This is a genomic window from Intrasporangium sp., assembly GCF_030452765.1.
In the GTDB taxonomy this organism is placed as follows: domain Bacteria; phylum Actinomycetota; class Actinomycetes; order Actinomycetales; family Dermatophilaceae; genus Intrasporangium_A.
In genome coordinates, this window is sequence record NZ_JAKDLO010000020.1 from 1 (window position 1) to 13,414 (window position 13,414).

At 69.1% G+C, this 13,414-nt stretch carries 10 protein-coding genes; 3 read left to right on the forward strand and 7 right to left on the reverse strand.

What is annotated here, in order from left to right; all coding sequences use genetic code 11:
* Positions 1 to 453 precede the first annotated feature (453 nt).
* The 5 genes from L0H79_RS04305 to L0H79_RS04325 all read right to left on the reverse strand — a co-directional run bounded on the left by L0H79_RS04305 (position 454) and on the right by L0H79_RS04325 (position 7,986).
* Positions 454 to 4,419 (reverse strand): vitamin B12-dependent ribonucleotide reductase, encoded by a 3,966-nt coding sequence (locus L0H79_RS04305; protein ID WP_301483317.1) that lies wholly within the window; start codon positions 4,417 to 4,419, stop codon positions 454 to 456.
* A gap of 120 nt (positions 4,420 to 4,539) precedes the next feature.
* Positions 4,540 to 5,028: a transcriptional regulator NrdR gene (nrdR, locus tag L0H79_RS04310; protein ID WP_301483318.1), complete on the reverse strand. Its 489-nt coding sequence runs from the start codon at positions 5,026 to 5,028 to the stop codon at positions 4,540 to 4,542.
* Positions 5,029 to 5,278: 250 nt separating this feature from the next.
* Entirely contained in the window at positions 5,279 to 6,886 is a 1,608-nt protein-coding gene (locus L0H79_RS04315; RefSeq protein ID WP_301483319.1) for an alpha/beta hydrolase, read from the reverse strand.
* A 98-nt stretch (positions 6,887 to 6,984) separates the two neighbouring features.
* Entirely contained in the window at positions 6,985 to 7,287 is a 303-nt protein-coding gene (locus L0H79_RS04320; protein ID WP_301483320.1) for a hypothetical protein, read from the reverse strand.
* A 297-nt stretch (positions 7,288 to 7,584) separates the two neighbouring features.
* Positions 7,585 to 7,986, reverse strand: a complete 402-nt coding sequence (locus L0H79_RS04325; RefSeq protein WP_301483321.1) for a LysM peptidoglycan-binding domain-containing protein — start codon at positions 7,984 to 7,986, stop codon at positions 7,585 to 7,587.
* 316 nt (positions 7,987 to 8,302) lie between these two features.
* Here L0H79_RS04325 and lexA point away from each other — a divergent pair, with 316 nt between their 5' ends.
* The gene (gene lexA / locus L0H79_RS04330) at positions 8,303 to 9,025 is read left to right on the forward strand and encodes a transcriptional repressor LexA (protein WP_301483322.1); all 723 of its coding nucleotides are present in this window, start codon (positions 8,303 to 8,305) and stop codon (positions 9,023 to 9,025) included.
* Between the two features lie 117 nt (positions 9,026 to 9,142).
* Here lexA and L0H79_RS04335 read toward each other — a convergent pair whose 3' ends face one another.
* Entirely contained in the window at positions 9,143 to 9,991 is an 849-nt protein-coding gene (locus L0H79_RS04335; protein WP_301483343.1) for a Sir2 family NAD-dependent protein deacetylase, read from the reverse strand.
* A 170-nt stretch (positions 9,992 to 10,161) separates the two neighbouring features.
* Positions 10,162 to 11,109, reverse strand: a complete 948-nt coding sequence (locus L0H79_RS04340) for a LysR family transcriptional regulator (RefSeq protein ID WP_301483323.1) — start codon at positions 11,107 to 11,109, stop codon at positions 10,162 to 10,164.
* A 146-nt stretch (positions 11,110 to 11,255) separates the two neighbouring features.
* On the opposite strand from L0H79_RS04340, the gene L0H79_RS04345 reads away from it, so the two are divergent.
* Both L0H79_RS04345 and L0H79_RS04350 read left to right on the forward strand, forming a co-directional pair.
* Positions 11,256 to 11,831 (forward strand): peroxidase-related enzyme, encoded by a 576-nt coding sequence (locus L0H79_RS04345; RefSeq protein ID WP_301483324.1) that lies wholly within the window; start codon positions 11,256 to 11,258, stop codon positions 11,829 to 11,831.
* Positions 11,828 to 13,411: a gamma-glutamyltransferase gene (locus L0H79_RS04350; RefSeq protein WP_301483325.1), complete on the forward strand. Its 1,584-nt coding sequence runs from the start codon at positions 11,828 to 11,830 to the stop codon at positions 13,409 to 13,411. The genes L0H79_RS04345 and L0H79_RS04350 overlap by 4 nt, the downstream gene beginning before the upstream one ends.
* Positions 13,412 to 13,414: the final 3 nt, after the last annotated feature.

Sequence of the window (13,414 nt, forward strand, 5' to 3'; positions counted from 1 at the left end):
CGCCCGCGACCCCCACGATGCCCGTCCACCTGCTCACCTCGCACTGACTGTCACCATTCCATCCGGTGGCCCTTCCGGTGCCATCGGCAAGCAGGCCGACGGTGTCCCGGCGCTGGTCGTGCCCGCCCGGCCTATACACGATCACCGGCGTGTTACGCCGGAGCCACACCGCACCAACGACTTTGACCAGGCCCTGAGTGCGGAGTCGGTGAGGAGGGTGGGCGAGATTGACGAGAAGTTGTCCACGTCACTACCGCCACCAGTGGTTGTAGCATCGCCGGCTCGACGCAAGAGACGGCAGCGTGGCGAGTCCAGGAGGGGCTTGGCCTGGCCCGGGCCTGGCCGAGGTATGGGATTCTCCCTATGAAGGTATGGAGGCTTCGCTGGCGCAGCGGGCATCGGTGTGACGGAGGGCCCGAGCCGATCGGTCCGGACCCCCCGTAGCTACCCTTGTCAGCTGCAGCCGCTGGTGCTGCCGCACCCCTCGCAGACATAGCACGACCCAGCCGGGCGCATCTTGGTGCCGCACGTCAGGCAGATAGGCGCGTCGGCGGTGATGCCCTGGAACTGCTCCATGAGCTCAGCCGACGAGTGGACCTGCGCCGAGGTCTCCCGGGCCGAGGCGGCGCCAGCGCCGAAGTTGACCTCGGCCGCCTTGTCGTCGTCCCGCTCCTGCTTCGGCTCGGGCTTCCTCGTGACCGGTGCCGACTGCTGGAGCGTCTGCAGCTCGTCCTCGATGTCCTCGTCGTCCTCGGACACTGCCTCCTCGAAGGAGCCCGTCTCGACCTGACGAGCGCGCTCGGACGCCGTGTGGATGCCCATGAAGGAGCGGGTGTCGAAGTCCATGTAGTCGAGCGCCAGGCGGCGGAAGACGTAGTCCATGATCGACTGCGCCATACGGACGTCCGGGTCGTCCGTGAAACCAGCCGGCTCGAACCGCAGGTTCGTGAACTTCTCGACGAATGTCTCCAGTGGCACGCCGTACTGCAGGCCGATCGACACCGCAATGGAGAAGGCGTCCATGACGCCTGCCAGGGTCGAGCCCTGCTTGCCGAACTTCAGGAAGATCTCGCCGAGCTCACCGTCGTCGTACGTGCCGGCGGTGAGGTAGCCCTCGGCTCCGCCCACGGCGAACGAGGTCGTCTGCGAGGTGCGCCGCTTGGGGAGACGGCGACGGACCGGACGGTACTCGATGACCTTCTCGACAACCTTCCCGTCGCCCGCAGCGTCGGACTTCGCCTTCGCGTCTGAAAGCGGCTGTCCGACCTTGCAGTTGTCCCGGTACACCGCCAGGGCCTTGAGGCCGAGCTTCCAGCCCTCCATGTAGACCTTCGCGATATCGTCGACCGTGGCACTCTGCGGGAGGTTGACCGTCTTGGAGATCGCGCCGGACAGGAACGGCTGGACCGCCGCCATCATCCGCACGTGACCCATCGGCGCGATCGCGCGGGCACCCATAGCGGTGTCGAAGACCTCGTAGTGCTCAGGCCTGAGGCCGGGCGCGTCGATGACGTGGCCCTTGTCGGCGATGTACTCGACGATCGCCTCGATCTGCTCCTGCTGGTAGCCGAGCTTCTTCAGGGCACGCGGGATGGTCAGGTTGACGATCTGCATCGAGCCACCACCGACGAGCTTCTTGAACTTCACGAGCGAGAAGTCCGGCTCGACGCCCGTCGTGTCGCAGTCCATCATGAAGCCGATGGTGCCGGTTGGCGCGAGAACCGAGGCCTGCGCGTTGCGGTAACCGTGCTTCTCGCCCAGCTTGATGACACCGTCCCAGGCCCTCGTCGCGAGCTTGTGGATGTCGGAGTCCATCGCATCGAGAGTCTTGACGTTGTCGTTGGCCACCTGGTGCTTGCGCATCACCCGCTTGTGGGCATCCGCGTTGCGCGCGTAGCCGTTGTACGGCCCGACGACTGCTGCGAGCTCAGCAGATCGCTTGTAGGACGCGCCGGTCAGCAGGGATGTGATCGCGGCGGCGAGCGCACGCCCACCCTCGGAGTCGTAGCCGTGGCCAGTTGCCATGAGCAGGGCGCCGAGGTTGGCGTAGCCGATGCCGAGCTGGCGGTAGTTGCGGGTCGTCTCGCCGATCGACTCCGTCGGGAAGTCGGCGAAGCAGATCGAGATGTCCATCGCGGTGATGACGAGCTCGACGACCTTCTCGAAGGTTGCCGCGTCGAATGTGTCGTCGTCGCGCAGGAACTTCAGCAGGTTGAGCGATGCGAGGTTGCACGAGCTGTTGTCGAGCGACAGATATTCGCTGCACGGGTTGGATGCGGTGATCCGTCCGGTCTCGGGATTGGTGTGCCAGGCGTTGATCGTGTCGTCGTACTGCAGGCCCGGGTCGGCGCACTCCCACGCGGCCTGCGAGATCTTCTGGAAGAGCTCGCGCGCGTCCACGGTCTCGATGACCTCACCGGTGAGGCGGGCACGCAGGCCGAACTCGGTGCCGTCCTCGACGGCCTGCATGAACTCGTCGGTGACCCGGACGGAGTTGTTCGCGTTCTGGTACTGGACCGAGACGATGTCCTTGCCGCCCAGGTCCATGTCGAAGCCGGCGTCGCGCAGCACGCGGATCTTGTCCTCCTCGCGTGCCTTCGTCTGGATGAACTCCTCGACGTCGGGGTGGTCGACGTCGAGGACGACCATCTTGGCTGCGCGACGGGTCGCGCCACCGGACTTGATCGTGCCCGCGGACGCGTCGGCACCACGCATGAACGACACCGGACCGGACGCCGTGCCGCCGGAGCTGAGCAGCTCCTTGGACGACCGGATGCGGGAGAGGTTGAGGCCGGCCCCGGAGCCGCCCTGGAAGATCTTGCCCTCCTCCTTGTACCAGTTCAGGATCGAGTCCATCGTGTCGTCGACGGACAGGATGAAGCAGTTGTGCACCCGAAGGCTGTCGGAGAGGTACTCACCCGACTCGGTCTGGATGTCGTAGACCTCCATCTCGCCAAGCGGCTCGATCGCCGCGATGTCAAGCCGCTTGACCGGTGTCGCACTGCGCCCGGGCAGGTCGAACGACCGCTCGAGCTTCTCGGCCTGGACCGGGTCGACGAAGCCGATCTCGTCCGCGAAGATGCGGCGGTCTCCGCCGTTCTGGATGCGTAGCGTCCATGTGCCCTTGCGGTCAGCGCGCCGGTCTGCCTTGAATCCGACCCGGGCGAAGATGCCGAACCGGTGCAGCAGCGACTGCATCCCTCGGATCAGCCTCTCGTCGATCATGCCGACCTCGACCACGGTCGAGGCATCTCGGCCACCGACGAAGCCCTCGGCCTGGAAGATGCTGCGCAGGTAGGCGGCAACCACCGGAAGGGGAGCCTGGAAGAGTCGGGCGGGAACCTCCATGTCGACGCCGCGCGGTCGCAGGTTCCACGCCTCGACGAACTCCGACAGGACGTTGCCGTAGAGCCGGGTGCGCTTGCCGTCGAGATCGCCGCGCGGTGTCTCGAAGGCACGCACATGTCGGTGGGCGTCAGGGAAGATCTCGTCGAGGGCCTTGTGGACCCAAGCGAACTCCTCGTCCGTGACGGTCAGCGCCTCCATCGTGAGGGACTTGTCGGTCCCGGAGTACTGCCCGACGAAGCCGTCAGACTGCATCCACCCGGCGAGAGCCGCCTCAGCGATCTCGCGAGAGGTGATCTCGGCCTCGCCGAACGAGGTGCGCCGGTGCCACTCGAGGGCGTCGCCGACCAGAAGCGTCCCGGCCTCGACGAAGCGGCCACATCCATCCCCGGTGCTCCTCCAGACGAGATGGTCAGCGGTGACGTCGAGTGCATGGCCGGCCTTCGTGTGAATTCGGAGCACGTCCTTCACGCCGTTGGACTTGACGGCCAGGATGCGTGTGAGGCCGTGGGCGTCATACACCTTCGTGCCGACGGCACCCTGCTCGACGAGCTTGCCGATCGGAACCTGACCAGCTGGAGTGCTGACGAGCGCGTGGTACGGCTGGCAGGCGCTCACCTGCTGGGGCGACTTCGTGCCGACGTTGAACCACACCGGTGAGTTGAACGAGAACGCCTGGTGCAGCAGGGCATACGTCAGCTCGTGCTCGAAGACCTCGGCGTCCTCGTCGGTCGCGAAGTAGCCGTGGTCCTTGCCTGCCTTGGCATACGTCATGACGACCCGGTCGATGAGCTGTTTGAGGGAGCTCTCGCGCTGGTCGGTGCCGAGAGCGCCTCGGAAGTACTTCGTCGTGACGATGGTGCTCGCGTTGATGGACCAGAAGTCGGGGAACTCGACACCCCGCTGCTCGAAGATCGTCTCGCCGCTCTTCCAGTTGGTCTGGACGACGTCGCGCTGCTCCCACGTCACCTCGTCATACGGGTGCACCCCCGGGGTCGTGTAGATCCGCTCGACGGTGATGCCCTTCTTGGCTCCACCTCGCGAGCGTGAGCTGCGGTTGCCGATCTCCGTCATGCTGTGGCCTCCAGACCATCGATTCCGATAGTGCAAACGTCAGATCCTGCTCATCCATGCCAGTCTGTCGCCGGGGTCTGACAATGCCCCTGTGTTGCTGCGTGGCGACGATGTGAAGGGTTACCGCTTCGCGTCGGCAGAGGCGACGGGCTCACCCGTCGTGGCTCGCTCGGCGCGCAGGACGGCGATCGCGCCCTCGAAGTCCTCGAGGCTCTCCCACGCCTGGTAGACGCTCGCGAACCGGAGGAAGGCGACCTCGTCGAGCCGGCGCAGCGGCGCGAGGACGGCCATGCCGACCTCGTAGGCATCGATCTCCGCGTTGCCCTGCGAGCGGATCGCCTCCTCGACCTGCTGTGCGAGCAGGGCGAGGTCGTGCTCGGTGACCGGCCGCCCCTGGCACGCCTTGCGCACCCCGGACAGCACCTTGGCCCGGCTGAACGGCTCGGAGGCACCCGACCGCTTGACGACGTTGAGGCTGCTGGTCTCGAGCGTCGTGAACCGCCGGTTGCACTCCGGGCACTGCCGCCGTCTGCGGATGCACACGCCGTCGTCGGTCGTCCGAGAGTCGATCACGCGAGAGTCGGTGTGCCGACAGAACGGGCAGTGCACTCTCCACCTCCTGCTGGGGACAACCTGTTGATGCTGTGTGTGCAAGCCATCCGCCCTTGGGGACTACATGTGGATGACTTACATCTATGTAACTACTAGATGTAGGGGTAACTGTAGGCACTCGACCCCAAGGGCGCAACACTTGGAAACCGGCGCGGCGTGGCGTCCCGTTGACCTGCGCAGACGCCGATCCGCCACCATCTTCTCCTCGAGCGGCCACCAGCTCGCGCTCGAGCGGGCACGATCTGGCTCAGGGGAGGAACGGCCTCGCGACTGCCAGCCCGGTGCGGAGCAGGAAGGCCCGGAACTGGACCTCCTGCTCACTCGCAGGGATGACGAGATCCGGCCGGCCGGCGGCGACAGCGATGAGGTTGTGCCGGGACAGCGTGCCGGGTGCCGTGTACTGCGAGTGGCCGAATGAGGTGCGCAGGCGCTCCGGCATGCCGTTCACGTGCATCGTGGCGAGGCGTCGCGCCCCGGGGACTCTGAGCGCGCTCACCCCCGGGAACGCCGGCGCCAGCAGCGGAACCACGTCGGTGGGCGCGTCGAGCACGTTGAGTCCACCGGGCTTGAGGCCGGTGGACTCGAGCTTGCGGATCGGCACCCCGGGCGAGCCGAAGAGAACGACGTCGTCGATGTCTCCCGGCAGGAGCAGAGCGTTGCCCGCAACTGCGCTGCCGTACGAGTGCGCCCAGAGGGTCGAGTGCAGGGGGGTGTCGCGCGCGGCGTCGAGACCGGTGAGGAAGGCCGCCAGCTCGTCAGCCCGGTCCCTCGCGATGGAGTCCGTCGCGACACTGCGTCGCCATTGGGACAGCCCGGAAATCTGCGGGGCCGGGTAGCCCAGCCAGGCGACAACGGCCACCTCGGCGCCGTCCTGAGCCACCGCCGTCGCTTCGTGACGCATCCCGACCAGCTCGGAGTCGAGCGGACGCAGGTCTCCCTTGACCGTCGTCGTGAAGCCCCCGACGAAGGTCGCCACGTGATCGGCGCGGTCGACGTCGCCGACCGCGACGACTGCCGTCACGAGGCCGTCCGCACCACCGATGGCGAGCAGCTGCCGGGGCACGCCGTCCTGTCGCGACACGACGTCACGGACCGTCCGCAGAGCCTGCGCGTATCGCTCGGCCCGCTCGACCTCGTCCTCCCATGGCTCGGGCAACAGGTGAAACGGATTGCGCCGCGCCGCTGCGAGCCGGGCTGCAACGTTGCGCTCAGCCCGGGCCAGCAGCTCGAGGTTGGCCTGGTGTCGCGCCCAGGCGGGCAACCCGTCTCGTGGCCCCACCCACTGCGGATGATCCCGTATGGCGCGTCCCTTCTCCTCCGGTGTGAGGCTTCGCCACCACGACGCGTTGGCAAACACGCTGTCCGGGTGGATGAAACCGTTGTCCGGCAACGAGGGCGGGGCCGGGACCGGCAGTTTCGCCGGGGCCGGCGGCAGTGCATCGGCCGGGCCGCGAACGGCTGCGACGAGGCGACCGGCAGCCTCGTCGTCGGCCTGCCTCGCGAGGCTCTCGGCCTGTCGGACGTCGCGGAACACCTCCTCGCGCAGCAGCGATTCCTGTCGAACCAGGTGGGCGGCGAGGACCGGGTCGAGGACCACCAGCCTCGGGAGGATGAGCTGCCCCAAGCCGTCGACCTGGCCTCCGCCCTCGGCAGCTCGACGTTCGGCGTGCCGGACCAGCTCGAGGCTGGCCTGCATCAGGTCGGCGAGGCGCGCCAGGGCGTGCGCCGTCACGACGAGCCGGTTCGCGATCTCGCCGAGCGCCCCTACCGCCTCGGAGGTACGAGTGAAGGACGCCTGGGCAGCCGGCCCGCTCCATGCTGTGGCAGGCGGCCGGCTCGCGAGCAGCTCTGTCATGACACGACCGATCCGCTGACGCTCCAGCATGATTCGGTCACGCGCTTCGCGAACCAAGGCAGGCCGAAACCGTCGGATGTCCCCGAACACGAGATCGCTCATGGCACCTCCGGACCGGCCTCGCCCAGCTGGCGCGCGGTCAGCGACTCCACATCGGCATAGCCCTCTGTGGCGACAAAGAGAGCACCGCCGTGGGCGCGAAGCCGCGCGCGAGCGCTCCCGAGCTGAAGATCCCACTGGGTGGTGACCGATGCGATGCGCGCGGCGGTGGTCCCGCCCGCGACCGCAACGGCGAGGTGCTGCAGGTCCTGGTCGATGCGGACTGCCCCCAGCGTTTCCAGTGCCCGGATCACGGCGTCCGCGCTGGCGTCCAGGGCCCGAGGGTCGACGGTGTACTTCACCTGGTCTCTCCTGACTGCCCCCACCGAGAACGCTACGCCACCAGGGCGATCCGCCCACTCAACTATCCACAGCCCGCCCATCGACCGAAGTGGTCGGGCGCAGGACGATGAAGTGGAGCCGGGGGCGAAGGCGATCGGTCGCATGACGACGACGTCGCGGTGCTTGACGCGAAGCGAGGAGGCCCGACTTGACGGACGCCACCCCGGTGAGCTGGGGTGGCGTCCGAGGTGGTCGGCGGGGTCGATGCGCCGCCCACCCAGCCGCTGAAGGTGGAGCCAACGCGGCCGTTTCGGGGGTCAACCGGCCGGAATCGTCAGGGTCTGGCCCATGTGTACCTGGTCGGTCGAGAGCGAGTTCGCCACCTGGATCTCGACGATCGCGTCGTGCGGCGCGACACCCGGCAGCTCGGCAACTGCGATCTCGGACAGCGTCTGCCCGGCCTGCACGGTGACGGTGTGCGGCTGAGCGGGCGTCGAGGCAAACGCCATCGTCGCGCCGAGACCAGCCGTGGCCAACAGGGCGAGGACGGCCAAGGTCAGCAGCACGCGCCCGCGGCGCGTGACATGCAGCCGACCGGCCGGCGCTGTGCCCGAGAAGCCCTGGGCGCCCGAACCGGTCGGCACGAGCACCAAGCTCGGTCGCCAGGCAGGTGCGTCGACCGCGGGGTCGAGGATCGGCTGCACGGTCAGGGCGCCCATGGGGTCCTCCTCAAATGGTCCGTCAGTGGTCCGGTGGGTGGCCGGTCGATCTCGCTGGTCGCGCTCCGAGCCTGCGGCCGGGCCCGACTTCCGCGAACAACCGTTCGATCGAACGCTTGTACGATTTGTAGCACGAGCCGCTGACGATGTCGAGACACGCGTCGAACAGATGTTTGGCTTACGTGTTCGAAACTCGTACCCTGTTCTCACAAGACACACTCCACCAGCCACCACCGACAGTGCCTCCCGGCGGACGCCCCATACCGCCCTCGAGGACCGTCGGTACGGCTCGGTGCCGGCAGCGAAGGGAAGCCAGATGGCGGACGTGACCCAGTTCCCCGACCGCGACCGAGGCGACGGCTTGACCGCGCGCCAGCGTCGTGTTCTCGAGGTGATCCGTGAGTCGGTCGACCGGCGCGGCTACCCGCCGAGCATCCGCGAGATCGGCGACGCCGTCGGCCTGGCGAGCTCGTCGAGCGTGTCGCACCAACTGGGTGCCCTCGTTGCCAAGGGCTACCTGCGCCGCGACCCCAACCGCCCACGTGCGCTTGAGATCGTCTCCCCAGACACGAGCCCGGAGGAGCTCGGCTATCGCGGCGGTGGGGTCATCCCCTTCAGCGGCCCGTCCCACGACGACGAGACCGGCTCCGGCGACGCACGTCCCACCCCGTCCTACGTCCCCGTCCTCGGCAAGATCGCCGCCGGCGTCCCGATCACCGCCGAGGAGGTCGTCGACGACGTCTTCCCCCTGCCGAAGCAGATCGTGGGCGAGGGCCAGCTCTTCCTCCTCAAGGTCCAGGGTGACTCGATGGTCGATGCCGCCATCTGTGACGGCGACTGGGTCGTCGTGCACCAGCAGCCGACCGCCGAGAACGGCGACATCGTCGCCGCGCTGCTCGACGACGAAGCAACCGTCAAGACCTTCAAGCGCAAGGGTCGCCACGTGTGGCTCCTGCCGCACAACGCCGCCTACGACCCCATCGACGGAGACCATGCGACGATCCTCGGCAAGGTCACCGCGGTGCTGCGTCGGGTCTGACGGGACAAACGCCCTGGTATGCCGTTGGGCGCGCTCGTCAGCTCGCCCACCCGGCCACGCGGGGATGGGTGTCGGCCGTCCTGACGGCGCAGCCGTCCGAGGCGTGGGCGAGTGCGCTCACCGCTGCAGCGCGGCACCGAGGGCGTCGAGGGTGGGCGCGAGCGTGGCGTGGATGCGCACCGTCGCGTCGGCATCACCGCGGGTCGCGGACTGGGTCACGATCGCGACCGGCACACCCACCTGACGCGCGCGTCGCACGAAGCGGTAGCCGCTCATGACGGCGAGCGATGAACCGAGCACGAGCAGCGAGCGGGCCGACTCGACGAGCCGGAAGCAGTCGTCGACGAGGGGCTTGGGCACCGACTCGCCGAAGAAGACGACGTCCGGCTTGACCGTGTCGCCCCCACAGGCGAGGCACCGCGGCGCGTGGAACGAGGCGACGAGCTCGTCGGCGAGGACTATGTCGCCGTCGGGACGGACCTGCTCGCCCCACTGGGACCCGACCGCGTGGGCGGCCGCCGCGAACCGCTCCATGAAGCCCGGGTTGGCCTCCGTCATCCGGTCGTGCAAAGCGACCCGCGAGGCCACCTCACCGCACGTGAGGCAGAGGGCGCGCTCCAACGAGCCGTGCAGCTCGAGCACCTCCTCGCTGCCGGCCGCCTGGTGCAGGCCGTCGACGTTCTGGGTGATGACCGCATCGACATAGCAGGCTCGCTCGAGCGCCGCGACGCGGCGATGGTTGCTGTTCGGGCGAGCCGACGTGAAGCGCTGCCAGCCGATGTAGCTGCGAGCCCAGTACCGGCGACGCGCCTCGCTCGACCCGACGAACGTGTCGAACGTCATCGGCTCGACCCGGCGCGTGCCGTCCGGGCCGCGATAGTCCGGGATGCCCGAGTCGGTCGAGATACCCGCCCCCGACAGGACCACGACCCCGCCGGCCCGGACGAGATCCACGAGGTCGCCCATCGTCCCCAGATCGGTCGTCTCGAGCGGCAGTGTGCGCGAGGTGGCAAGGCGAGCGGTGGCGACGGGGCGGGACGATGACACAGTTCACTCTACGTTCCTCGTTCCGGCTCGCCGCGCTATTCCGCTGAGTGCCCCCACAACCCGGTGCCGCCACGACCCGCACCTGGCCGTCACACCGGGGCCGGGGCCATCGGCTCCTCGACCTGCGGGACCGGCACACCCGCGGCCTCGCACAGTGCGCCGATGGCGGCGTGGACGGCGGGGACCCGCTGTAGGTCGGGTGTCGTCACGGCGAGGATCTGCCGTCGTGAGGCGGGCTCGAGCGGGAGTGCGACGACGTGCTCGGGTTTGGCGGCACGCAGGATGAGGTCGGGCACGAGAGCAACCCCGAGCCCGGCACGGACGAGACCGAGGACGGCGACGTAGTCCTCGGTCTCGAACGCGACATTGGGGGCGAAGCCGGCATGGCCGGCCAGGGACAGCAGGTGGCCACGACATCGAGGGCACCCGGCGATCCACTCCTCGGACGAGAAGTCCGCCATGTGAGCGACCCCCTGGGTCGCGAGGGGGTGCCCCGCCGGGACGGCGAGGCGGACCTCGTCGTCGAGCAGCTTGTGCGTGACGAGTGCCGTGAGGTCCTCCTCGATCTCGCCGAGGTCCATCCCCTCGTACGCGAACGCGACCGCGACGTCGCAGTCACCGGCGCGCAGGGCCGCCAGCGACTCGGGCGGCTCGGCCTCCGTGAAATGGATCGTGACGTCGGGGTGGCGGTCCTTGAGGATGGCCAGAGCCTTCGGCACGAGCGAGGCGGACGAGCTCGGGAAGGCCATGAGCCGGACCCGGCCCGCGCGCAGGCCGGCGATGGCGCTGATCTCCTCCTCAGCCGCGTCGAGGGCCGCGAGCACGCCCACCGCATGCCGGGCCAGGACCTCTCCCGCCTCGGTCAGCCGGACCTGCCGGCCGTACCGCTCGACGAGGATCGTGCCGGTGCGCTGCTCGAGCCGCCGCACCATCTGCGAGATGGCGGGCTGGGTGAAGCCGAGGGCGTTCGCGGCGCCGGTGAAGCTCCCGGCGTCGGCGATCGCCTTCATCACCCGCAGGCCCGCAGCGTCGATCATTCCTCAAGCATAAGCGCCGCTTATGCCCGGAGCCCGCGTCCGAGCCGAGCGTTTGGCCCGGAGGTCGCCGAGCGGCATACCAACCTCACGTATGCCGCCGAGCGGGCACCCGCTCACCGCGCGAAAGTCGGGACTACCCTGCCCACATGGGACATGACGCTCGCATCTCGTACCTGCCCGTCCCGAGCACCGAGGAGGTGTCCGACGACATCGCCAGGCTGTGGGCCAAGGCCGAGGAGAATATGGGCTTCGTGCCCAACGTCTTCACGGCGCAGGCGTACAACGACGACCAGTTCCTCGCGTGGTGGCGCTACTTCAACCTCCTCGTCAACAAGGAGGGACACCTGTCCAACGCGGACCGGGAGTTCCTCGCGGTCGTCGTCAGCAACCTCAACCGCTGCACCTACTGCTGTATCAGCCACGGCGCGGCGCTACGTCAGTACAGCGAGGACGCCCGGATGGCCGACCTCGTCGCGGTGAACTGGCGACAGGCCGACCTGCCCGAGCGGGAACAGGCGATGGCCGCGTACGCCGAGAAGCTGACGCTGCGCCCCGCCGAGGTGACCGAGGCGGACCTGCAGCCGCTGCGGGATGTCGGTCTCGACGATCACCAGATCCTCGAGCTGGTCCAGGTGATCGGCATGTTCAACCTGACCAACCGCGTATCGACGGCGGTCGGCATGGTCCCGAACGAGGAGTACCACTCCCAGGGCCGGCCGTGAGCCGACGAGCGAACCCCGCGCACGGGGGTGGGGTCGCGGTCGCCGCGACAAGTGAGGCCGGACGGGACGCCGGCCTCGACATCGCGCGGGCCGGTGGCAACGCCGTCGACGCGGCGATCGCCGCCGCGTTCGTCGCGATGAGCACGGAGTCGGCCGTCGTCAGCATCATGTCCGGGGCGTTCGTCAACATCTGGCCAGCCGACAGCGAACCCGAGCTGATCGACGGCAACGTCGAGATGCCCGGTCGTGGAGCCGGCCCGGAGCGCTTCGGGGCGGGCGTGCGTCGCGTCGTGACGGCATACGGGGGCGGAGTCACCATGTATGCCGGTCACGGCTCGGTCGCGAATCCCGGCGCTGTCCAAGCGCTTTCCCTGGCGCGGGACCGGCACGGCACCCTCCCGTGGGCCGACCTCGTGGCGCCGGCCGCGGCGGTGTGCCGAGCCGGCTATCCACTCGGCGGCGCCGCTGCGACCTACCTCGAGTACACCCGCGAGGAGCTCTTCGCCGAAGACGCCGAGGCGATGCGCGTCGTCTCCGGCCCGGGCGGGCGCACCCTCGCGCCGGGCGAGGTGACCTGCAACGAGCCCCTCGGGGACGTGCTCGAGCAGCTCGGGTCGGAAGGACCGGCGCTCTTCACGACAGGAGCCGTCGGGCAGGCCCTGGTCGCCGACATGGCGGCCGAGGGCGGCCTGATCACGGCCGAGGACCTGCTCGCCTATGAGCCCGTCGTCCGGATCCCGGTCCAGCGCCGGCTCGGCGACTGGATCGTCGCGCTCAACCCGCCGCCCTCGGTCGGCGGACCGATGCTCGCCGTCATGCTCGGTGAGCTCGCCCGGCGCGGCGACTGGTCCTGGCGGGACGTCATCGAGATCCAGCGGGCCGTGCTCACCTACCGGCGCGATGTCCACGACCGCTCCCGCGACCTCGAGGACGACGGGGTACGTCTGCTCCAGGAGGTCGAGCGGTACGGGCTGCCCGGGCTGCCGACCTCGGCCTCGACGGCCCACGTGTCCGCGGTCGACGCCGACGGAACCGCCTGCGCGATCACGTTCTCCGCGGGCTACGGGGCCGGCCTGGCGATCCCGGGCACCGGCATCCTGCTCAACAACTGCCTCGGGGAACCGGAGCTGAACCGTCTCGGCCTGCACGTCCTCGCGCCCGGCACTCGGCTCGCGTCGAACATGGCTCCCACGACCGCGCGGCGCCCGGACGGGACCGCCCTCGCGATCGGGTCCCCCGGTGCCGACCGGATCACCACCGCGCTCATGCAGGTCCTGGGCCGGGTCTGCCTGCGCGGCGAGGGGCTCGTCGATGCCGTCGCGGCGCCACGCGTGCACGTGTCGGTCGGCACCGCCGACGCACCGGTGCGGGTCGACTACGAGAACTCACCTGCGATCGCCGAGGCGGTGGCGGCACTGGGACTGGACGGCAACGCCTACCCGGGGCTGCACATGTTCTTCGGGGGCGTGGGTGCGGCATGCCGCTGGGGCACAGCCGGCGTCGCCGGCGCCGGCACCGGCGGGGGTGGGCTCGAGGCGGCCGGCGACATCCGGCGGGAGGCGTCCGTCGGCATCAGCTGAGCA

Coding starts and splice junctions, on each gene's coding strand:
- L0H79_RS04305 (WP_301483317.1), bottom strand. CDS start 4,419: ATGACGGAGATCGGCAACCGCAGCTCACGCTCGCGAGGTGGAGCCAAG.
- L0H79_RS04315 (WP_301483319.1), bottom strand. CDS start 6,886: ATGACAGAGCTGCTCGCGAGCCGGCCGCCTGCCACAGCATGGAGCGGG.
- L0H79_RS04325 (WP_301483321.1), bottom strand. CDS start 7,986: ATGGGCGCCCTGACCGTGCAGCCGATCCTCGACCCCGCGGTCGACGCA.
- lexA (WP_301483322.1), top strand. CDS start 8,303: ATGGCGGACGTGACCCAGTTCCCCGACCGCGACCGAGGCGACGGCTTG.
- L0H79_RS04335 (WP_301483343.1), bottom strand. CDS start 9,991: ATGGGCGACCTCGTGGATCTCGTCCGGGCCGGCGGGGTCGTGGTCCTG.
- L0H79_RS04340 (WP_301483323.1), bottom strand. CDS start 11,109: ATGATCGACGCTGCGGGCCTGCGGGTGATGAAGGCGATCGCCGACGCC.
- L0H79_RS04345 (WP_301483324.1), top strand. CDS start 11,256: ATGGGACATGACGCTCGCATCTCGTACCTGCCCGTCCCGAGCACCGAG.